General features: G+C 43.6%; 21 protein-coding genes and 1 pseudogene. 9 read left to right on the top strand and 13 right to left on the bottom strand.

What is annotated here, in order from left to right; genetic code table 11:
• Positions 1 to 141 precede the first annotated feature (141 nt).
• The 4 genes from H7F26_RS09690 to H7F26_RS09675 are packed head-to-tail and all read right to left on the bottom strand — an operon-like array spanning position 142 to position 3,645.
• Complete coding sequence (locus tag H7F26_RS09690; protein ID WP_003179404.1) at positions 142 to 1,116, bottom strand: SPFH domain-containing protein; 975 nt, start codon at positions 1,114 to 1,116, stop codon at positions 142 to 144.
• 21 nt (positions 1,117 to 1,137) lie between these two features.
• Entirely contained in the window at positions 1,138 to 1,905 is a 768-nt protein-coding gene (locus H7F26_RS09685) for a TPM domain-containing protein (RefSeq protein WP_003179401.1), read from the bottom strand.
• Positions 1,905 to 2,930 carry a TFIIB-type zinc ribbon-containing protein gene (locus H7F26_RS09680; protein ID WP_017474607.1) on the bottom strand — a complete coding sequence of 342 codons (1,026 nt, stop codon included), beginning with the start codon at positions 2,928 to 2,930 and terminating at the stop codon, positions 1,905 to 1,907. Before H7F26_RS09680 ends, H7F26_RS09685 begins: the two co-directional genes overlap by 1 nt.
• A 22-nt stretch (positions 2,931 to 2,952) precedes the next feature.
• Positions 2,953 to 3,645, bottom strand: a complete 693-nt coding sequence (locus tag H7F26_RS09675) for a PspA/IM30 family protein (protein WP_044789758.1) — start codon at positions 3,643 to 3,645, stop codon at positions 2,953 to 2,955.
• Positions 3,646 to 4,014: 369 nt separating this feature from the next.
• Here H7F26_RS09675 and H7F26_RS09670 point away from each other — a divergent pair, with 369 nt between their 5' ends.
• Positions 4,015 to 5,292 (top strand): MFS transporter, encoded by a 1,278-nt coding sequence (locus tag H7F26_RS09670; RefSeq protein ID WP_003179395.1) that lies wholly within the window; start codon positions 4,015 to 4,017, stop codon positions 5,290 to 5,292.
• 24 nt (positions 5,293 to 5,316) lie between these two features.
• Here the strand turns inward: H7F26_RS09670 and H7F26_RS09665 are convergent, their stop codons facing one another.
• Positions 5,317 to 6,789 (bottom strand): carboxylesterase/lipase family protein, encoded by a 1,473-nt coding sequence (locus H7F26_RS09665; protein ID WP_003179394.1) that lies wholly within the window; start codon positions 6,787 to 6,789, stop codon positions 5,317 to 5,319.
• A 151-nt stretch (positions 6,790 to 6,940) separates the two neighbouring features.
• On the opposite strand from H7F26_RS09665, the gene H7F26_RS09660 reads away from it, so the two are divergent.
• From H7F26_RS09660 to H7F26_RS09650, 3 genes and pseudogenes are all read left to right on the top strand, one after another.
• On the top strand, positions 6,941 to 7,705 hold the full coding sequence (locus H7F26_RS09660; protein WP_003179393.1) for an SDR family oxidoreductase: 765 nt from the start codon (positions 6,941 to 6,943) through the stop codon (positions 7,703 to 7,705).
• Positions 7,706 to 7,788: 83 nt separating this feature from the next.
• The gene (locus H7F26_RS09655) at positions 7,789 to 8,151 is read left to right on the top strand and encodes a DUF488 domain-containing protein (protein ID WP_003179392.1); all 363 of its coding nucleotides are present in this window, start codon (positions 7,789 to 7,791) and stop codon (positions 8,149 to 8,151) included.
• 65 nt (positions 8,152 to 8,216) lie between these two features.
• Positions 8,217 to 8,500, top strand: a pseudogene (locus tag H7F26_RS09650) (DNA-binding protein).
• A 27-nt stretch (positions 8,501 to 8,527) separates the two neighbouring features.
• Here H7F26_RS09650 and ppsA read toward each other — a convergent pair.
• Both ppsA and H7F26_RS09640 read right to left on the bottom strand, forming a co-directional pair.
• Positions 8,528 to 11,149: a phosphoenolpyruvate synthase gene (ppsA, locus tag H7F26_RS09645; protein ID WP_061576042.1), complete on the bottom strand. Its 2,622-nt coding sequence runs from the start codon at positions 11,147 to 11,149 to the stop codon at positions 8,528 to 8,530.
• Between the two features lie 15 nt (positions 11,150 to 11,164).
• Entirely contained in the window at positions 11,165 to 11,779 is a 615-nt protein-coding gene (locus tag H7F26_RS09640) for a TetR/AcrR family transcriptional regulator (RefSeq protein ID WP_011197593.1), read from the bottom strand.
• Positions 11,780 to 11,939: 160 nt separating this feature from the next.
• Here H7F26_RS09640 and H7F26_RS09635 point away from each other — a divergent pair, with 160 nt between their 5' ends.
• Positions 11,940 to 12,170: a hypothetical protein gene (locus H7F26_RS09635; protein WP_003179386.1), complete on the top strand. Its 231-nt coding sequence runs from the start codon at positions 11,940 to 11,942 to the stop codon at positions 12,168 to 12,170.
• 40 nt (positions 12,171 to 12,210) lie between these two features.
• Complete coding sequence (locus tag H7F26_RS09630) at positions 12,211 to 12,885, top strand: SOS response-associated peptidase (RefSeq protein WP_011197592.1); 675 nt, start codon at positions 12,211 to 12,213, stop codon at positions 12,883 to 12,885.
• A gap of 64 nt (positions 12,886 to 12,949) precedes the next feature.
• Here the strand turns inward: H7F26_RS09630 and H7F26_RS09625 are convergent, their stop codons facing one another.
• The 3 genes from H7F26_RS09625 to H7F26_RS09615 form a co-directional block, all read right to left on the bottom strand.
• Positions 12,950 to 13,411 carry a GNAT family N-acetyltransferase gene (locus H7F26_RS09625; RefSeq protein ID WP_003179383.1) on the bottom strand — a complete coding sequence of 154 codons (462 nt, stop codon included), beginning with the start codon at positions 13,409 to 13,411 and terminating at the stop codon, positions 12,950 to 12,952.
• A 223-nt stretch (positions 13,412 to 13,634) separates the two neighbouring features.
• Positions 13,635 to 14,084 (bottom strand): YfmQ family protein, encoded by a 450-nt coding sequence (locus H7F26_RS09620; protein WP_003179380.1) that lies wholly within the window; start codon positions 14,082 to 14,084, stop codon positions 13,635 to 13,637.
• A 117-nt stretch (positions 14,085 to 14,201) separates the two neighbouring features.
• The gene (locus H7F26_RS09615) at positions 14,202 to 15,119 is read right to left on the bottom strand and encodes a VanW family protein (RefSeq protein ID WP_003179378.1); all 918 of its coding nucleotides are present in this window, start codon (positions 15,117 to 15,119) and stop codon (positions 14,202 to 14,204) included.
• Positions 15,120 to 16,177: 1,058 nt separating this feature from the next.
• Here H7F26_RS09615 and H7F26_RS09610 point away from each other — a divergent pair.
• Both H7F26_RS09610 and H7F26_RS09605 read left to right on the top strand, forming a co-directional pair.
• Complete coding sequence (locus H7F26_RS09610) at positions 16,178 to 16,492, top strand: YolD-like family protein (RefSeq protein WP_061565917.1); 315 nt, start codon at positions 16,178 to 16,180, stop codon at positions 16,490 to 16,492.
• Between the two features lie 434 nt (positions 16,493 to 16,926).
• Positions 16,927 to 17,493, top strand: coding sequence for a hypothetical protein (locus tag H7F26_RS09605; RefSeq protein WP_016886468.1), 567 nt, complete (start codon positions 16,927 to 16,929; stop codon positions 17,491 to 17,493).
• A gap of 1,309 nt (positions 17,494 to 18,802) precedes the next feature.
• On the opposite strand, the gene H7F26_RS09600 is transcribed toward H7F26_RS09605, so the two are convergent.
• Together H7F26_RS09600 and H7F26_RS09595 are read right to left on the bottom strand one after the other, a co-directional pair.
• Positions 18,803 to 19,024 carry a hypothetical protein gene (locus H7F26_RS09600; RefSeq protein ID WP_043054128.1) on the bottom strand — a complete coding sequence of 74 codons (222 nt, stop codon included), beginning with the start codon at positions 19,022 to 19,024 and terminating at the stop codon, positions 18,803 to 18,805.
• Positions 19,025 to 19,103: 79 nt separating this feature from the next.
• Positions 19,104 to 19,322, bottom strand: coding sequence for a LexA family protein (locus H7F26_RS09595; protein ID WP_073461339.1), 219 nt, complete (start codon positions 19,320 to 19,322; stop codon positions 19,104 to 19,106).
• A gap of 226 nt (positions 19,323 to 19,548) precedes the next feature.
• On the opposite strand from H7F26_RS09595, the gene H7F26_RS09590 reads away from it, so the two are divergent.
• Positions 19,549 to 20,118 (top strand): hypothetical protein, encoded by a 570-nt coding sequence (locus H7F26_RS09590; RefSeq protein WP_073461338.1) that lies wholly within the window; start codon positions 19,549 to 19,551, stop codon positions 20,116 to 20,118.
• A gap of 245 nt (positions 20,119 to 20,363) precedes the next feature.
• Here the strand turns inward: H7F26_RS09590 and H7F26_RS09585 are convergent, their stop codons facing one another.
• Positions 20,364 to 21,206: a peptidoglycan recognition protein family protein gene (locus tag H7F26_RS09585; protein ID WP_073461337.1), complete on the bottom strand. Its 843-nt coding sequence runs from the start codon at positions 21,204 to 21,206 to the stop codon at positions 20,364 to 20,366.
• Between the last annotated feature and the right edge of the window lie 50 nt (positions 21,207 to 21,256).

Below are 21,256 nucleotides of genomic sequence, written 5' to 3'. Positions count from 1 at the left end.
CGCAATTAATCCGACTTGTGTATCAGGATCAGCTTCTGTTCCATCAGTTTCCGGCTTGGTATGCCGGCGATCGTGCCGGCAGCGAAAGCCCTCATTCACATAGAAGATACCAACTTTGCCGGCATCAACCGATCCCCCCGCTTACACTAGCTTCTGACCGCAGTTCGGACAGAAATTGGCTTCGCCCGTTTTCGTTCCGCAGTTTGGACAGAAGTTCGGTTTTGCCGCTGGCTGCGGCGCGCTTGGTGGCGTCTGTGTTTGCGCCTGCTGATTTTGGTTCATCTGATTCATCATTTGGTTCGCCACGTTCATCCCCATCATCATGCCGGCCATGTCAGATGCGGCACCGCCGCCTGTCATCTTTCCTGAAGCCATGCCGTCTGTCATTGAAATCTGCTGATATCTGTTCAGATCGCCGACCATGCCGTGGGAAGCGTTTTTCGTGATCATGTCCTGGACTTCTTTCGGATAATTGAAACTCATGATGTTAAAGCCTGTTATCGTCATGCCGTCGCCGACAATCTCCATATCAAGATCTTCCTTGATTCCCTTTGCGATATCAAAGGCGTTGGCTTGAAGGTTGAACATATCTTTTCCTTCTTTTGTGATCCACTTCATCAGAAGCTGATCGAGAATGGATGTGATCCGTATTTTGATATCTTCCACAACATACTGATCTTTCACACCGGCAATTTTATCGATTAATGCGACATAATCATTCACCTTAAAGTTAAATGTTCCGTTCGCCCTGATCGGCATGCCGCCCGGAAGTCCTGCAGCCGGGATATTGATGGCATTCTTCGTCCCCCACTTGACGGTAAATTCCTTCGTGTTGACAAACAGGACTTCGGCGCGCATCCCGCTGTTAAAGCCAAATTTAAAACCTTTTAAAGTGGATAAAAAAGGAATAATTTCGGATTCAATATCATAGTCGCCCTCATCCTGGAAAATGCCTTCAATTTTTCCGTTGTTTAAAAAGACGGCATCCTGACCGGGGCGAATGATCAGCCGGCTCCCCTTTTTGATTTCGCGGTTGTTCCATTTATAGAAAATCATATCATCGCGAAATTCATCCCACTCTACTACATTTGCAAATTGATTTCTAAAAAACACCATTTAAGCTCTTCCTTTCCCTTTCTAAAAGCTTCCCCGGCTGCCGCTGTGCGAATGGCCTCCGCTCGTCGTTCCGCCGCCTGAGCTTTTATTATTGGACGGTTTTCTCTGTTTTGTGACGGTCGTTCTGATGTATTCGTCATTATTTCTGATCACTCCGGACGTATCACCGTTCATATAAGTGCTTGCACTTACTGTCACTTTGCCGCCTGAATTGTATTTCATAATGGCGACGGCAATTCCCGCGATGACTGCCGAAACAAGCAATTGAAACCACGTCTTAAAAAAGATGCTGTCCGCCCACGGTTTCTTCTCCATATCATCATGCGCCGCCTTCATAAACATTTCGAATGCGGCCTCATAATGCTTGTCGGATATATCCGGCGTGATTTTTTCTCTAATTTTGTCCAGCCTGGCGTCATTCAAATATTCTTCAGCCTTTTTAAAGCCGGCAAGATAGACTTCTCTATGCTCCATATCTACCGTTAATACGGCTGCATTTCCGTGCTTCTTCTGGTAGCCGGGCGCTTTTTCGTCATAGAAGTCCTCCGCATATTTCTTTACATCGCGGCCGTTTGTATCATTGGTCGTCACAATGATAAAGTCGGTCTCCCGTTCGGCGCCCAATTTGGCTGCCAGCGTTTCCAGCTTCTCGATTTCCTGTTTGGTCAGAAGCCCGGCTTCATCATAAACAAACCGCTTCTGTTCAGAGGCTGCCGCACCGGAGGCTATAGGGATGAAGACAAGGAAAATCATACATAAGATCATCGCGCTTCTCAATAAACTTCTCATCACGCCCCGCCTCCCATTACAGCAGCAATGATTTTCCAGAGTGCAAATATGGAGACGGCCAGCCCGCTGAACCACATTTTTTCTTTAAATGAGCTGATCGGCGGCTTGCCGACGACTTTTCCCGTTTGTCCGTTCATGGCAAAGATGTAATCCTTTTGTTTGTAGTTGTAATTGACCATCCAGACGGGCAAAAGCACATAAAAGCTTTTCACTTTTTGTGTATCGACGTGTTTCGTTTTCACATCGACTGAGCTGTACCCGGACAGGGTGGAATCGATATATGACTCGATGTAGCCGCTGATTTTGCTTTTCGCCCGCGGAAAAAGCTCTTCATCATCGTAATTATATTTTTCAGCGATGTAGCCTGCCAAATAGGCCGTTTTAAAATCTTTCAGCTGATCATATGGATATGGCTCCAATTTGTCCATCAATTGATCGTTCATCTTTTCTGAGGCATCCACCGGGACTTTGATGTAGTCGAGATTGATATCGCGAAACGCATCATAATGTTCGGTCTCCGTGTAGATATAGTCGCCCTGTATATACCTATGTACCTTTGTGCAGCGGGCGCTGACCTGCACTTTGCTGTTTAAATCGTACATCCAGAAAGGGACGTACATGCCTGTAATGCTTTTAATCCGGTCAGCCGACATAAAGCCCTTTGGTGTGAGCAGCCCTTTTCTGCACCACTTGCGAAACGCGTCCGCCGCCTCCTCTTTGCTGATCGTAAAAGGAATGACCTTTGCCGGAGCAAGGCTTCCGGACAGGCGGTCGGCGATCACTGCCGCTCCTCCGCAAAAGCTGCAGGATGTAGCCGTCGTTTCTTTCTCAGTGATCAAAATAGCGCCGCAGTTTTGGCAATGATATTCTGTTGCTTCATCTTCAGTAAATCTCGCAGTTTTCAATTCTTCCGGAATGTTTTCAATCTTGTCCTGTCTCCCGCAGCTGCGGCAGGCGAGCGTGCCCGATTCAGCGTCAAAGGCCATGTCATCCCCGCAGCCCGGACATTTATAAGAAATTACCATGTCTCTTAACCTCTCACTTTATTCATTTCAAATGATATGACTTTTGACTCGCCATTTTCGCTTTCAATGCGGCAAGCGCATCATCCACATTAGAAGGGCTGTCATATTTAGCCTTCAGGTCTTCTATGTCATCTTGAGGAGCGGCGTTCAATTCAGCCATCGCATTCGCTTCATCAAGCGCCCGGTTTGCCTTTTCTTCCATTCTGCCGAAAGCGGACATTGAATGGTTGGCATTCGCTGCAGATGCACCGAGTTTATTCATTCTTTCCTGTGTTTTCGCCGCTGTCCATTTCGCTTTGATCGCGGCGCGGCGTGCTTCAAGCTCCCCGATATCGGAAACGAGCTTATCGTGCATTTTTTTCATTTGATTCGCATTGGATGACGCCGTTTGAAACGCGGTTTCTAACTCGGATGCCTTCGTTTCAAGCACCGCTTTCTTTTCTAAAAATGTTCGGGCATCCGCCTCGCTGCCGGCTTCCAAAGCCTTCATTGCATAGCGCTCAAGCTTGTCGATTTCCGCCCGGCAATCCGCCAGTTCTCTTTTTGCCCTTTGCTCGGCCGCCATGACGGACGCCGTTTCCGCCTTTACTTTGTTTAAGTCGCTGTTTAAGTTCCTGACATACTGATCCACCATTTTTTCCGTGTTCTCCGCTTTATCCAGCAAAGCGTTAATATTGCTGGCCATAATGTCTTTGAACCTGCTTAATATACTCATCTAAGAAATTCCTCCTTATAGTAAAATATACTTAGTTTAAATATACTATTTTCCAGAGGAAAAGTTTCGGTTTTTTAATAAAAAATTGATATAATGGCAGTTTTTCGAGAAAAAAATCCAAACAAAAACAAAAATATTCAGACGGAATATTCTGATTTTTATGTTGATTTATTTTTGTTTTCCGAATAAAGTAATACTATAAGCAAAACATTCGGAACAGCCTGAAGGCTGGAACGGATGCAGGGTCGGGATTACCACGAGATGATAACGCTTACAATTTTGCATGACTCGCTAGGGTAAAATCGAGCATTCAACGCATCAATCCGGCTTCTGTCAGAAAAGAATTCTGATTTGAAAGGGGAACGAATCATGCCAGGGAGAAAAAAAGGCAGTTTGAAGTCGACGATTACGGTCGCCATGTCCAACTATTTGGAGGCGGGATCCATCGTCGCGGGGGCCGGCGGGCTTTCGTTATGGGTTGAATATTTAGGATTGGACGACGCCCGGGTCGGACTTCTCGGCGCCTTAAGCGCAAATGGTTTCGGCGCGGCGATCGGCGCTTTTCTCGGCGGTTTTTTAGTCGACCGTTACGGGAGAAAATTCATATATAAATACGATCTATTAGTCTATATGCTTGGCGTTTTACTGATCGCCGCGTCGTTTAATTTTCCCATGCTTTTAACCGGATACATCGTGACGGGAATTGCGGTGGGCGCAGCAATTCCGGCTGCTTGGACTTACATTGCCGAGGAGGCCCCTGACCATGAACGGGCCGGACGCGTCGGCTGGGGGCAGCTGGCATGGTCGGTCGGACCGGCGCTTACGCTGCTGTTATCAGTTGCCTTGGCGCCGCTCGGTTTAATGGGAAGCCGGTTGATTTTTGCCCAATTATTCGTCGTCGCAGTCATCACCTGGATTTTGCAGCAGCAGATTCACGAATCGTCCATCTGGGAGGAGCAAAAGCGAAAAGAAGCCGAAGACAAAGCAAAAGGAGTTGAAGAAAAGGCGTCGATCAAAGAGCTGTTGACCAACAAAGCGAACCTTCGCGCGATGATTCTCCTCATCGGAATTTATGCGTTTTGGAACCTTGTTGCCGGGACGATGGGATATTTCATGCCGTATATCTATGAGACGGTCGGCGGCCTAACAGCGGCACAAGCCAACCTGCTGCAGGCATTTTTATGGATTTTGACTGTGGCGTCCACATACTTCGTCTTTATCCGTCTCGGCGATAAAGTCAATCGGAAGTTGCTTTTTGGCATAGGAGCAGCTATGGCAACCGCCGCATGGGTCATCCTCACCTTCGGCACGATGAACATCACGGAGCTTTTATTATTCGTATGCCTGTGGGGCATTTCTGCGGGTTTTGGAGCGCAGGCGTTTTACGGACTGTGGGCGGCAGAGCTGTTTCATACGAAATACAGGGCGCTCGCTCAAGGCTTCATGTTCTTCATCGTCCGCATCGGCGTCGGACTCATCTCATTGGTCGTTCCGGCGATGATTACGGGCTTGGGCTTCAAAACAGCCGGCGCCGTCATGATTGCATTTCTCGTCATTCATATGATCATCGGGCTCCGTATGGCGCCGGAAACGCGCGGCAAATCGCTTGAAGCCATTCAAAGCGAACGCTATCATCAAAGCGGCTGACCACACAGGTCAGGCCCGCTTGTTCTAAATCTGCGGGTTCGGGGCTGTCAACATCTTTCTCTTATCTGAATAAGGATCGCTTTCAACTGCGACCTCTTGATCAAAAATCAGCGTTTTCCGTGAATCTTCATCATAATCAGGCCAGCTGACATCATCGGTGCTCGGATTTCCGGATCGGGCAAAAGACACCCAGGCAGCCTGGATCTGTTCAGCAAGCAGCTGCGCTTCTTCACCGGCCTTCGTACCTGTCAGCTGTTCCAAAATGTCCATATTTCCAAATACAAACGGAATCTCTAAGCCGTGCGCAGCTTTGTTGAACGGCGGCTGCTCTGAATCCGCATGCCAGTCAAACCGGTACATAAAGACAGATGCATATCGTGATTGAGCCGAAGCGAACACAACAGACGGATGCCAAAAGATCAGATCTGTCATCATATCAACATGGCCTTCCAATGACCTCGGATACAGAGAGGAGGCGGCTTCGGCGGCCTCTTTACCCATGTATTCTTCTAAAATCTCGTTGATCTTGCTCTCAGGCAAAAGATCCGAATCAGAGGGAAAAAACAAGACGCCTTCATCACGGTTTGTTCCGATTAATAGATTGATCTCTTTTGCCGCGCCTTTTGCGACGGCGACCTCCGGCTTCAGCGGCAAGGTTTTTTCGTCAAGCGCAGGCAGAAAAATCAATTCAAAAATATTTTCTCCCATTAAAGTGCGCAGCTGATCGGCGGCTTCAAGAAGTTCTTGATCAGATACATCATGAAGGCGCTCCAGATGATGATGATCAATATCGAGAATCCTTAAGAATCTTTCTGCTGCAGCTTTCGCAAGCTTATCGGACATAGTTGCGGAAGCCCCGCTTTCCATAATGGCCTGTTGAAAAAGCCCCTTTGCTTTCGGCATCGCCAAAAGCGAAGCGATGCTCATCGATCCCGCCGACTCTCCAAAAACCGTAATGTGATGACGGTCTCCGCCAAAGAAAGCGATATTGTCTTTCACCCACTCGAGAGCCGCGATTTGATCCAGCAGGCCAAGATTGCTGCTGTAGGAATCATCAATTGAGGATAGATGCAAAAAACCGAACGGACCGAGGCGATAATTGATGGTGACCACGATCACCTTTCCCTGCTTTGCAAGCTGAGTCCCGTCATAGAGCGGTTCACTTCCGGCGCCGAGATAAAAAGCGCCCCCATGAATCCACACCATAACAGGCAGATCCCCGTCCGCCTCTTCGGGTGCGTACACATTTAAATAAAGGCAATCCTCAGACTTTTGAACCCCCGCTGACTCAGGCAATACCCCATCAGGCTGCGGACAAACCGGGCCAAATTGAAAAGCATCCAGCTCACCTTCCCAGGCCTCCATTCGCTGCGGTTCCCGAAACCTTAGGTCGCCGACGGGAGGTTTTGCGTATGGAACGCCTTTAAAGATACGGACTCCGTTTTCCGCTCTGCCTTTCAGCTTTCCGAAGCGTGTTTCGACAGTTGTATCATACATTTTATTCCACCCCTTTCACTTTTCAATGATAATGGAATCGGAACATACCGTCTAATCAGAATACTTGCATTTTGGAAAATAAAGGGGCATTATAGGGTCAGAAGAGATGCTCAACCTATTGTTTAAAATTTGACGGAAAAGAGGGATTCCAATGGAACTGTCGGGAAACACAGTGCTGATCACAGGCGGCGCATCGGGAATCGGCTTTGCTTTTGCCGAACGATTTATAAAAGCGGGAAATACCGTTATCGTCTGCGGGAGAAGGGAAAGCAAGCTTAAAGAAGCAAAGGAAAAACATCCGGAGCTGATCACGCGTGTATGCGATGTGGCCGTTGAAGCGGAACGACTGGCATTATTTGAATGGATCAAAGAACATCATCCGGGAGTAAACGTACTTGTGAATAATGCGGGCATACAGCAGCGCTACCACATTTTAAAAGCCGATGTTATAGACAATTGGGCTGACTACAATAAAGAAATCACCGTCAATATGGAGGCGCCTATCCATCTGGCCATGCTCTTTAGCCAATGCTTTGCCGAAAAAGCCGGGAAAACTGCGATCATCAATGTGTCGTCAGGGCTGGCGTTTACACCGATGGCGGTCGCACCAATCTACTCATCGACAAAAGCCGCTCTCCACTCCTTTACGATGAGTTTAAGACACCAGCTTTCCGAGGCCGGCGTTGAGGTCATAGAAGTCGCTCCTCCTGCGGTCAATACGGATCTGGGCGGTGTCGGACTGCATGATTCCGGAGCTCCTCTGGATGAATTTGCCGATGCGATCTTTAAAGGGCTGGAAGAAGGCCGGTTGGAAATCGGCTATGCCGTATCGGAAAAAGCCTTGCGGATGTCAAGAGATGAAATCGATGAAAGCGTCAGCCAATTGTACAGTTCTTTAAAACATTCCATCGAATAAACGGGATTTTGGCATTGTCTTTTTCAATAGGGTTGTTCCTTCCAGCCTGCCGTTTTATCATAAAATGAGAAGGAGTGATCCGCATGCCGTTTATTCTCCAGCGCATTTATCAAGAAAACCAGCAAGCAGAAGGACGCCGCATTTTAATCGATCGTGTGTGGCCGCGCGGCATATCAAAAGAAAAAGCGAACCTCGACTGCTGGATGAAAGAAATCGCTCCAAGCCCCGAATTAAGAAAATGGTTCGGTCATGATCCGAAAAAATTCGAATCGTTTAAAGAAGCCTATCAAAACGAAATTAAACAAAACGCTGAAAAACAGAAAAGCTTCAGGGAATTAAAAAAAATGGCGGCGGACGAAACCGTTATTCTGCTTTACGGGGCCAAAGATGAGCGCCATAACCATGCCGTCGTTCTTTATGAGATGCTGAACCGGCAAAGCCTTTGACCTTGAAACTTTTTTCAATCCTTTTCGTATGACAGATAAAGCAATATGAGAAAAGGATGGTAAACGTGGAGATGAACCTGTTTTGGATCGGACTTGGTTTAGCGGCTTTAGGCTATTTTATCGGTGACGGCTTGAAAAACTTTAAAAACCCAAAGGGAAGTTATTCAGGCTATCCCTATTTAATCAAAGAAGACGATTTACATTATTATTTAGGCTTGAGCAAAGTAGAACGAAAGAAATGCTGCGTAAATATCCTGACATACCTAAAATTGAATTAAATGGCACGACCTATTATCCGTATCAGCAATTGATGGATTGGATGTTGTCCGCCGACCTTTATAAGAATTAAAGCGCAAGCTTCTAGCTGCGCTTTTTATCATTCGAGTATTTCAACATATCCTTCCGATCCGTTAATCCTGATCTTCTGTCCGTCTTTAATTTCTTTCGTCGCATGCTCAACTCCCACCACCGCCGGAAGCCCGTATTCCCGCGCAATAACAGCGCCGTGTGTCATGAGGCCGCCCACTTCAGTCACCAAACCTTTGATTGAGACAAATAACGGTGTCCAGCTCGGATCTGTAAAAGGCGTGACAAGGATATCCCCCTCTTCGATATCGGCTTCCTCCAATTTCAGAATCACTCTTGCCCTTCCTTCGATGATCCCCGATGAAACAGGAACGCCCGCCAACGCTCCTGCCGGAATGTGATCCCCCAAGGCTTCTCCGGTGATGACCTCGCCTTCTGAAGTCATGATTCGCGGAGGCGTCAATTTTTCATAATGCCGATATTCCGCTTTTCTTTCCTCGATCTTCTTCACATCGAGACGGTTTGTGCACACGGCTTCTTTCAATTCATCAAAGGACAAATAATAAATATCCTCCTTCGCTTGTATCAGCTTCTTTTGCTGTAAAACAGCGGCTTCTTTCATCAACGCTTCCTTATATATGAAATAGCGTTTGATCAGAGCATATTTGGGATATTCCCGATAGCCGATAAAATTCCGCAGCACGCTGATCATCTTCTTTGTCCTTTTTGCCTTTTGTCTGCCTCCCTTTAGTTGTTGCTGACGGCTTAACAAATCCCTCTCCTTTTTCTCCGCTTCCAATCGCCCCTGTTCAAACTTAGCCGTTCGCGCGCCGGGCTCAAAATTCTTGATGTTGCTCAAAATGATTGGAGCAAGAATGGAAGGACGTTCGCTCCAGCGGGTCTTGGTTATATCGATCTCACCGGTGCAGCGCATGCCGTACTTCTCAAGGAATGCCCGCAATGCGCCGATAAAGGCGGGACCGCCGTCAAGCTGTTTGAGATCTTCAAAAAAGGTTTCATTATTGGCATATGCTAAATACTTCTGAACCTCGGGGTATCCTCTGGCAGCATCTGATACATCCAAAAGCGCCAATCCCATTTCAGATGTGACATTGTACAATACCGATTGAGAAAGGGTATCGGCGACATTTTTTTCGCCAAGCCATTTCTCCATTTTTCGATTGAGCCAGTAAACGGCATATAAACCAACCATAATTACAGCCATGCTCTCTGAATCATAGAGAACTTTTTTCAAGCTTTTTTGATCCTCTTCTATCTGTGCAAATAACGTTTCACCCGATGCGTTTTTCAATCGCTGTTCAGCCTCTTGAATGGATGCTTCCGCTTTCGACATGAGCCGTTTGACTACATCTGTGTCGTTTTTCCGGTAAATCTTCAGCGCATCACCCGGCAGCGACCATGACAGCCCTTCAGCCCCTAATCTAAACATCCGCTTCCCTTTCGGCAGGGTTTTGACAAGCTCCTTTCTTTTCAAAAAATTCACAAGAGCGCTATGCATGAAAGGATCATTTTTCCCCGCCGTACTGAGGACGACTTTCCGCCCTGCAAAAGATGCCAAATCGTGTGATAAATCAATAAAAAGCCTTCCGCCGGCACAAGTCAGCTCATAATCCGAGATCAACCCGAAAAACGATATTCCAAGCGGATTGATCGGTTCTGTCATCATTTGCTGATGCCCGACAGACATATAGACGCGAAGCTTGTCATCGCTCTGTTTCGGAAGAGGAAACAATGTCGTTATAGGCCGGCTCTGGACAAAGAAAAATTCGCCATCAGCCAGACACCATTCAATATCCTGCGGAAAACCGAAATGGGCTTCGATTCTCCTTCCCAGTTTTTCAAGCCGGATGATCTGTTCATCTGTTAATGTTTGCTCTTTCCGGCAGCCCGCTTCGACTTCGCGCGCCTCAGTGCCGCCGCTTTCCAAAGAATAGACTGCCGTCTTTTTCTCGGAAATCGTTTTTTGAATGATCGCGCCTTCACGAACCTTGTAGTTGTCTGCTGAAACTGTACCAGATACAAGCGCCTCTCCCAAAGCAAAGCTTGCATCAATCGAGGTGACCTTCCGGTTGGATGTAATAGGATCTGCCGTAAACAAAATGCCGGACGCATCCGGGAACACCATCTGCTGGACGACGACCGATAATTGAACTTTGCGGTGGTCAAAACCGTTTTGAATCCGGTAGATCACGGCCCGCTCTGTAAACAGTGAAGCCCAGCATTTGCTGATATGCTTCAAGATCGCCTCTATTCCTTTTATATTTAAATACGTATCTTGCTGCCCGGCGAAAGAGGCATGAGGCAAATCTTCTGCCGTAGCGCTTGATCGGACCGCATATGCATCGCCGCCAGCATTTGAGTGAGCGCTTTTAACCGCTTCTTTGATCTCTTCGGCGATTTCGGCCCTTTCAATACCATTGCGGATCTGAAGGGCAAGATCGTTAATCTGTTTTCTGTCCTTCACTTTTAAAAGAGACAGCTGATCAATCTGTTCACTGACCTTATCGTTTTCACCGATCATCTTTTCATATGCTTTTGTTGTTATACAAAAACCGGGAGGCACTTGGATGCCGTCCATTTTTGACAATTCGCCCAAGTTCAGCCCTTTTCCTCCGATAAGCGGCAAATCGGTTCGATCGATCTCATGAAAGCCCAATACATAGTGTCCCATCAGGAATCCCCCTTTTTATTCGCCTTCAATGCCGAAACGAATCATATCCAAAAACCGTTTTCGTTCTTCAAGAAGACGTCTGCTCCAGGCTGGATCAAAATCGTCCTCAGCCGTTACTTCCGCTAGAAACTTTTGTTCAAAATGCCCCATCATGACCATGATAAGTTCGAACGCCTCTTCACGATCCACTCCTTCCCTCAACGGAACTTTCGCAAAAAGCTGTTTTAGAATACGATTTCTAACGGCAAATTGCTCCCCATACTTTGCAGCGATTTCTTTTTTTAATTCGGAAGGCGGTGAATAAAAGGCATCTTTCGTGAGCTTGTATACATTTGAATAATCCGCGAAAAACTCAAGCTTAGCCATGCTTATTTTTTCTTTCGCTTCAAAGAAATCATCATAAGACGCCAGGTCATCAAGGGAAAGGCGCGACTTTACCTTCTCAATACAATAATCGAGCACAGTTAAGTACAGATCTTTTTTGCTTTTAAAATGATGAAAAATCAGCGCCTTTGAAATGCCGGCCGCTTCCGCCAGCATTCCGGTCGAAGTCTTTGCATAGCCATGCCGGGCAAAAACCTCCAAACAGGCATCGAGTATTTGCTCTTTTTCATAAAGCTGTAAAGGCATTGACCATCATTCCTTTTCGTTATTGACCAATCGGTTAGTATAAATTGCAACGATTGCTGACCATTCGGTCAATATAATAAAACAAGAAAGAGGTTTTAACAGATGAATTTATTGGTAAAATGAAGGTGGAGCTTACAAAATATGCCGGGGTGAAAAGGCAATGCTGGTGTTGATGGTAAAGTTTATTTTGCTCTTTATTTTATGTTCCATTTCGTTTTCTTTATTTAAAGCATGTGTTTACACAGCGGGTAAAAAACTGATTGACCGGACCGCGGAAGGATCGGCACTCAACTGGACCTGCAGTGTATTCATCAAAAACGGCGTGGCCATGACGGGCGATGACTGCTTTATCATGGCTGTTTCAGCGGCCTTGTTGGCCATTTATATATAAAAGCCTCAAACTTTCAATAAACAAAAAAAGGTGACCTAAGATGTGCGGCAGGTTTACGCTGTTTTCTGAATTTGATGAGATTATTGACCGTTTCGAGATTGATCAAATGGCGATTGAAGATTACAGCCCCAGTTATAACATCGCGCCTTCCCAGTATATTCTCGCCGTCATCAACGACGGTTCGCATAACCGGCTAGGGCGGCTGCGGTGGGGATTGATTCCGCCGTGGTCAAAGGATGAGAAAATCGGTTATAAAATGATCAATGCGCGCGCTGAGACTTTGGCGGAGAAGCCGAGCTTTCGAAAGCCGCTGATCAGACAAAGGTGCCTCATTCCGGCAGACAGTTTTTATGAGTGGAAGCGGACCGATGCAAAGACAAAGCGGCCGATGAGGATCAAGCTCAAAACAAATCGACTGTTTTCATTTGCTGGGCTTTGGGAGAAGTGGCAGCCTGCAGGCGGCAAGCCCGTCTATACATGCACAATCATTACGACAACGCCCAACGATTTAATGAAAGACATTCATGACCGCATGCCCGTCATTCTTGATCGCCAGGCTGAAAAAGAATGGCTGAATCCGAAGAATCAAAACCTTGCATACTTAGAAAGCCTTTTAAAACCATATGCGTCAAAAGAGATGGAAGCGTATGAAGTCGCGCCTCTCGTCAATTCACCGCATCATAATTCTCCTGAGCTCATCAAAAAAGCCCCTTAAAAGGGGCTTTTTAGCTAGGCGGCCGGGCATGACAACGAAGGCCGCTCCCACTTGATTCAAAAAACTAATTTGTCAGAAGATAAAAATCACTGCTGAAGCCGATGCCTTCCCAAAAATGCAGCGCCGATTGATTATCGATATCGACCGATACTTGAACGTGAGAGACTTGATGTTGTTCAAACCAATCCATCATACGGTCTGCAACAAGCTTCCCCAGCTTATTTCTTCGATAGTCCGGGGCTATGTACACTTCATCGATTTGCCCGCTCAGACAATCGCTGACCAAATCTTTCTTAATAGAGGCCAGCCCGTATCCGACCGCTTCTTGCTTCTCATTCACGACGGCAAAAACCGCTCCGTATGCGGATTGAACATATTGTTCCAGCTGCTGGTGTATCATTTCTCTATCTTGATCATCTAATGCACAATCAGCCGTTTCCAACGTATTATCATTCCACAAATTGATCAGTTCATCAACAAACTCACGATTCAGAGGGGCTTCAAGCTGTTGAATATGTATGGTCATGGCGTTTCTCCCTGTGCAAGACTTTTTATCAACCTCATTTTAATTTAGAATAATATGCAATACAAGGATTTTATTGCTAATAAAATGAAGAAAGGCGATGGTGAAATGGACAGCCGTACAGCACGTCAAAAAGAAAGAATCGCTGCCTGGTTATTTTTGATCGGTTACGGCGCTGTCAGGCTCTATTTCATATCATAATAAAAAAGCAGGTTTTTCCTGCTTTTTAAATCAAATCCGCCGTTTTCATCCCCCCGCATGTTTGCAGACTGTCAGAACGCAGACAATAAGCGGCCGTCTTTTTCTTATATTGTTTAACGACGTCTATATGATCATCGTATCTGTATACAAACAGCTTCACAGCGTTTTTTCCTTTAGTTGTTTCGATCACAAACGGTGTCCCGGCGTTTTTCGGATTGACATACAGCGGCTCATCTCCCGGGTATATGTAGTACCGCTCCATAAATACCGCTTCATTAAAGTTTTGAATAAATCGACTCTTGTCAGATCCCTCTAAACGTTTTCCGCCGAATGTCACTTGAACATTCGATTCCTCAAGCTTCACATGAACTTGAAATTTGCCGGTCAGCCACTCTACGACACCGCTCGGAAGGCAAGTGACCAATATTTTAAAAAGACTGAAGATCACCAAAAAGGTTACAAAAAGCCATGTCACTCGATCATCTCCTCTTGTCTGAAATTTAAAGATGTCCTTGATTCATCCTATCATACAGGCAAAAGGATTTTATTGTACATTGTGTGAACAAGTGCAGCGCCAGATGAACATTCGCCTTTAGTGATCCCCGCTTTGATGCTCTTCTTTTGGAATTTGGGCCGGAGCCTTCGGGACTTTTCGCAGCTGATGATTGACCACATCAGAAGAATAAAGCGTCACAACCATCGTTCCCCCGTGCCGTTTCGCCCGGATCAAGACCGGCTGGTTATATTTGTTTTGAAAGCGCAAATCAGGTCCGCCCCAGCTGACCGTCGCGTCGCGCCCCGGCGGAACATAAGGGACACGCCGGCTGTGGGAATAGCGCTGGACGATTTCGAGTCCTGCCCGGTCAACAGCATTAAACAATGTCGACGAAACCTGGCAAATGCCTCCGCCCACTCCTTCAGACAATTCGCCTCTCACAATCACGGGAGCCTTCATATATCCCTTGTCCGGCGTCCTCATTCCGACAACTTTGTTAAATGAAAACGTCTCATTAGGAAAAACAACATGATTGTCGATTGCCTTTGCCGCGAGAGAAATATTGTGCGTCCTGCTTTTATTCCCGGAATTAAAGTACGTCACATACTGGCCGATCCGCTGTGTCCGGATATGGGAAAGCAGTTCGCTGTCAACTTTCGGGTAAACATTCAATTCAGGCACTTCTATTGTGGACGGGCCATCCCCATAAAAATACGCGTAAAACTGCTCCTTAAACCCCTTCCGGGAAAGGCTGTAGCCAACCTTGCCGGGAACGATCCTTCCCTGATCGTTGATCACGGCGTTGACAGGATCCTTGTGTACTTTCCGTTCAAGCCTGTCAACGAATTCGTTGTATTTTTTATCATCAATCATCGGTGTTCCGGGAAGCGGCATTGTAAAATCTTCGCGGTTCACAACGGCCACTTTCTTCCCTTGCTGAGTGATCGTTAAGCTGTCAGAATGCCCCGCGGGCTGCGCTAATAGTAAAAGTCCAGTCATCCAAATTTTCAACATAAGTCGATGTACCTCCCGATATTAGTATGAACAGGAGATTACATTTGATGTACTGGACATGTGATGCTTTTAAGAGATCTATATTATGGATTGGAAAAGGTTACACTAGCGGAGAGAAGCTAAAATAAGTATAAAGCATGCATTAAGCCTGTTTATCTTTATTGATTCCTTTTCTTTTTAGCCTGATTAACATTACGGTGGTTGCGATCAGAGCTGTCAAAAAAATAATACCTAAGTACAGGAACCCGACCAGCTCCACGCCATTAAATTTGTACGTAAAATAACTGCCGATAAAAAAGATTGTCCCCAGTAGTGAAAATGAATTGAATCCATTTACAATTTTTTTGACCATCTTTTTAAAATCCCCCATTTTTCACAAAGAATCAAATTTAGGTCTTGCGGTTTTAATGCCATTTGCTGACGCACTGGCCGTTGAAAGAGATTACGGGCAATAGCAAGCTCCGATATTCAGATGCAGAATTAGAGTGACGTTTATTAAGGCTACTCTTACCGATGTTCATAATATAAAATATATGCCCTTCTCTTTGAGAAGGGCATGCCGCTACTTGTTCTGTTGATTTTCTTTTATAGTGAGATTTAAAAATAGAAGAACCAATAAAATGAATGCAATGTTCACCAGCCAAGGCTTCCAGCTAGCCGCAGGGTCCACTATTGTACCATGCAGGTGAATAATAGATGAAAATGATAAAGCAAAAACATTAGTTTGTTGTGCGACATCAATTGTTTAACCTTTCTGTTAAAAATTCAGATGCTAATTATACCATAATCCCCCAAAAGGAAATTATTCCATGGATAAAAGGGTATTTATATGTCATCGCAAGTTAAATAAAAAGATGCTCTTTTCCTTGATATATCAGCCGTTTTTGACGCTGGGCTTACATCATGCCGCATACACCTTCAAATTCCGAAACCGTGACCGATTTTGTAACCAAAATAGCTAAAACACTGTTTCCATTAATTCACGATTGAAACTCAAGGAGATAAACACCATGAAAGATGACAACTTGAAAGATCGGGGATCAATCAAATGAACAGCTATGATGCTGTCGGAACACCTCAGCCTGCTCCGCGAATTAGAAAGCAATCGGAACAAGGTTAAAAGGCCGGTTCTTGACATGGTTCAAATAGAAGACATGGATAAGATAATATGTGAAGCAATGGAATTTAATTTAACAGTTCTGTTCTCTGTATTTAAACCGCTGCCCTTTTTAAATAGAGCAGAATCAGGAGAGACTATTAACATAGAAGGAAAAATTCATTACATAAATCATATCCGTAAGGTTATTCATATTGTGGAAGGAGACACCAATTTAATTAAATTTGAGGATGCTGTTTTTAGAGAAATAAAGTAAGACCTATAATCCAAAGATCAACATAGTTACATCATAACATCCTTCATCTTAATCGTTTTTTTCCTTCTTAAATTAGCCCTCCATATTCTAATTAATCACACCTAGTATAATTTCATTACGCACAAGATTTTAGATGGTTCTTTTTTACTGTTATACACATCATGCCGCAAATTACCTTGTTTTTCAAGTAAAATGAGGTTGATCTATAATAAGAAGGGTGGCATTATCGTGAAAGAAAAGAAGCACAATGGTTTTAAGACATTTGTTATGGTACTGACATTAATATTGGTTTCACCTGTATTTTCAATATAGTATCAGCGTCAGAACTAACTGACAACGAAAAACTACATACTGAAACTACTGGAGCATATAAAGGAAATTCTGCACCCGATCAAAAACTGAACAGCGAAGAATTTAAGAATGTAAAGGTGAGTATGAATGATGTAAAGAAATTAGAAGCTTATCTTAAATTAAACGCAGATGGAACTCTTACCTTAGATCCATCTTATACTAAACTAGATATTTCACGTTCTGTCACCAACGAAGTTCAAGACTGGATTAAATACTTGAACGATTTAGTGAAACAAAAAGAAGCTGTCATTAACTCCGATTTTAGTGTGAAAATTTTAGACAAAGACGGTAGTGTATTGACACTGGAGAATGGAAACAATCATAAAATGAAAGTAGCGAAAAAAGGCTGCGGTCGATCTGGTCATGATCTCTACTGGTGGGGATATAATCTTTATTTTGACTGTAATGAAACAAGAACACTATATCAATCATTTAAAGCAGGCGGTGGAGCAACCTCTGGTCTTGCTTTAATATCAAGGGTTATACCCGTACCTCCTACACAATTAGCAAGCGTAATTTCCGGAGTAATCGGAGGCGGACTAGTTGGTTTTGGTCAAATGATTCAAGACGAACATGAAGGTCATGGTGTTAGAATACGTTTTACTGGACTCGGATATGCAGCTGTTCCAACTGGGGTTTTTCCACAATAAAAATGAAAGAGGGAAAATATGACTTTCTTAGTTTTAATGGCAGGGTTATTTCTTTTCATTTACATGAAAGAACCATTCAGCAAAAAAGTGTATGCTTATGTTTACGTGGCTTTTTATTTAATGGTTTTAGCCCTATATATTATTAACACTACATTTGTAAATTTAATATCTAGCAGACTATTATTAATTGTAACAGTAATTGTCATTTCACCATTGTTCATCAGTTACCTTAAATCCTCAAATGAATCTCGTTAGTTTCAAGATAGAGGAGCAGGCATTATGCCTGCTCCTTTTCGTTACTTCAATAACGCTTCAAGTTTTGAAAAAATAAACTTTTAAACCCGTTTAATCGGGTTTTCAAATCACCAAAAAGAGAGCATCAGTTTTCATTATACAGGGGGATTTTAATGTACTACCTTTCAAAATTAGAAGAAGAAGTTCAATACATATATATATAAATAAACATAGCAGAACCTTCCCAAGTCGATATGAAAGTTATTGCTGATAGATTAGACATTCAAATTAGGTACATGCCTAACAAGTGTGGGATCTTTAAGTTTTGTTTAAGTAATGTGGTTTTTTTCGATAGTCTCTTAAAAACAAGGAGCAGCACTGGAAAGACTTCTGCCATGAGTTAGGTCAAATAATGAAACACTCTGGGGGAGATTATGAAGAGAGTTGGCCATACTGATATGAGAGCCACAATTGAAATTTATACTCACATAACAAACAAGATGAAGAAAGAAACATTTAATAAAATGAAATGTTTCCTACAAGGTATCACAAGTTTTAAAACCGAAAAAATGTGATTTTTATGTGATTTTTTAAAAAAAGAGGCTCTAAAAAGAGCCTCTTTTCCTTGATATATCAACGTTTGGACGCTGGGCTTACATCATTCCGCCCATTTCTGTTATGGTTGCCCTTTAGTGCCTTGCTAACCCCTTCTATCCCTTATAGCACAAGGGGTTTCTGGTGTTCTCATTGCCCGTCTTTACCCTATAAAAAACAAGTGAAAATAAGCGAAAATTTCCCCCACTGTGGGCAAAATGTGGGCAAGAAGATGAACAATCTTTGCTATAATAAAACCACAAATACAAAAAGGAATGAAGGAAAATGAGTATCAACAAAATCAGATCAGCTTTATATAAGTCAGCCAAGATTTTGGGAGATGTAAACGCAGTGAAAAACGGAACGATAGGAAAACGTATAGCTCGACGTGCCGCTGGTAAGGCAACTGGCAAATTATTTAGAAATTTATTCAAATAAAGAATTAAAACAGGCCTTCCGTGTAACAAGAGGCCTGTTCTATTTATTGGCGTACCCAGCAACCGCATTCACAACTGAAATGAACATGTTTTTCGCCTTCCCAATCACAGATATAATTTGTTGATTTTTTTTGACATTGAGGACAAGTTATTTCCGGTTTTTCTTGGGGTTCACCTTGATGTTGTTCATAAATTTCCACAACTTCATTTATTAAGTTGATCATTCTTTCAAGTTCCTCATTTCGCTCTTTTGACAATTTATTCACTTACATCACCTCAGAACAATAATAACAAAACATACGTTTGATACCTAGTAAAATTTAAAAGCACAACAATGCCACCAATTTAAATGGTGGCTTTTTCTTTACGTAATAAATGCAATGTTCTCGGCTTACCTTCTTCCCAATCAACAAGCCCCTTTTTACGCAACCGGTCAAGATGACCTTTTGTTGTACTTGAAGATTTTAAACCAACCCTTTCACCTATTTCCCTAACAGATGGCGGGAAACCTTTTTCTTTAGTTAATTCGTCTATAGCTTCTAATATTTGTTCGGTTCTTTTCATAGTATCCCCCTTCATTGGTTTGTTTTACCTATGATAATTATACCAAACATTCGTTCTTTTTCCTACAGGAAGAGAACGTATTTTTGCATGCAGAGCATTATTGACCAGCTTCAAGTTCCTGCTTTTAAAATGTATCTTTTTTACTATTTTTCAATATTCAGAGGCGTTACCACTCATTTTATGGTAATCTATACAATACCAAATACATTAAAAGGGAGAGAGAAAAGTGGAGACGATAGCTAAAAGAGTCTGTAAACCATTTATCCTATTGCTAACAGCTGTCTTATTAGTAACCTTTGTTGTACCTCAAATTTCACAGGCAAGCGAATTTTCGAATTCCCAGGTGAAAAGCTATTCCGATTCTGGTGATTATTCAGAAAAGGAATTAGAGGAAATATTAAAGTTTTACTTCGAAGAAGTTGGGGAACTAACTAATGAGGGATATGTTATTAAAAACAAGGAATTGTTTGATAAAAAAGTTTTGGAGGGCGACCCTGCTGCCTTGAAACTAAAAGAATTAATAGCGTCAGACTCTTCTTTTCAGAAGTCTAGTTTTCAGGTTGCTAGTGCAACATCTTTTGGTAAATGTGTTGTAAACAAAATGATTGGTAGTTATGGAAATATAGCGCGTCAATTTTTAAATGGTGCTATCTTTACATATATCAAAACTAAGCAGTATGATTTAGCCGCAAGATTAATGTTCAAAACTTTGATTAAATCTGGGATGAAAGTTAATGCAGCGTCTCTTGCAATAGAGTTGGGATACTATGGATGGAAATGTCGAGGGAAGTGGTAAAAATGTCTCCATTAACAATAGTTGAAGTCATCTTAGCGTTAACCGTTTTAGGTTTATTTGCATGGACATTTAAAAGTAAAAAAAGTGCTGATGACGATGATGTGTATAGATATGCAAGGTATATGATTTATTTACTTGTAGCTGAAGTTGCGATATACGTCATATTCAGTTTCATTTAAAAAAACCCCCATTTGGGGGTTTTTATTGTGCATAAAAGAATTTTGAATATCGCCAAAAAATTTTCTTTACTTTAACAGAGATTCAAGCTTCGCCTTCGTTTTAGGACCGTAAATTCCATCGGCAGACAGCCCGTGCATCAGTTGGAACCGTTTGACCGCGTTTGCCGTTTTCGGCCCGTAATAGCCATCTATGCCGTTATTTTTGGCACCTTTGTCTGGATAATAATATACAGCCGCTAAAGCCTCTTGAATCTGACGGACAGCCGTTCCTTTCATCAGCGGGCTTTTCACTTTATAGATGCCGGACGGCAGCGTGTATTTTTTGCTCGTTTGCTTTTTGCTTGAGGATGATGACTTTTTATCTGGTGTTGTTTTGGAAACCGTCTTCTTTCCAAGCAAGCTATCGACTTTTTTCCGGAAAGCTGTAAGCTGGCTTGAATCGCTCACCCACGGCGCCGGACAGTTTTTGTTTGTCACATCGTAATGGCGGACAATTTTGTTTGTAGAAAGGCCGTAACGCTTGCACAGATCGGCAACCAGTTCAGCAGCATTTTGAATCGTTTGGCTGTGAATCTTGCCATCTTTTTCGACACACATTTCCACGCTGATCGACTTTGTGTTGGCATTCGGTTTTAGAAAGCTGACATAACACCGGTTTTGATCATGTGCATGGTATGCGACTTCATTTTCAGGGATAATCAGCTGCGCTTCTTTACGGTCAACAAAATAATGTGCTGATGCGTAACGTTTATCAGCGATACACGTGCCATTGAAATAATTCCGCTCATTCAGTGCGGACGCGCCGGGAGTAGCCGTCCAGTGCATGACAATCCCTTTCACTCCTGCCAACTTCAACCCTGGCCGAGTATATTGATTGACTTTCACATAATTCTTCACAACTTTAACCATCTGAACCACTCCTATTTTGTTTTAAATAAAAAAGGCTGCCAGCCGGCAAC

Source organism: Bacillus sp. PAMC28748 (assembly GCF_014250415.1).
In the GTDB taxonomy this organism is placed as follows: Bacteria; Bacillota; Bacilli; order Bacillales; family Bacillaceae; genus Bacillus; species Bacillus licheniformis.
The sequence above is the reverse complement of the archived record's forward strand: the minus strand, read 5'-3'. Positions and strand labels throughout refer to the sequence as shown.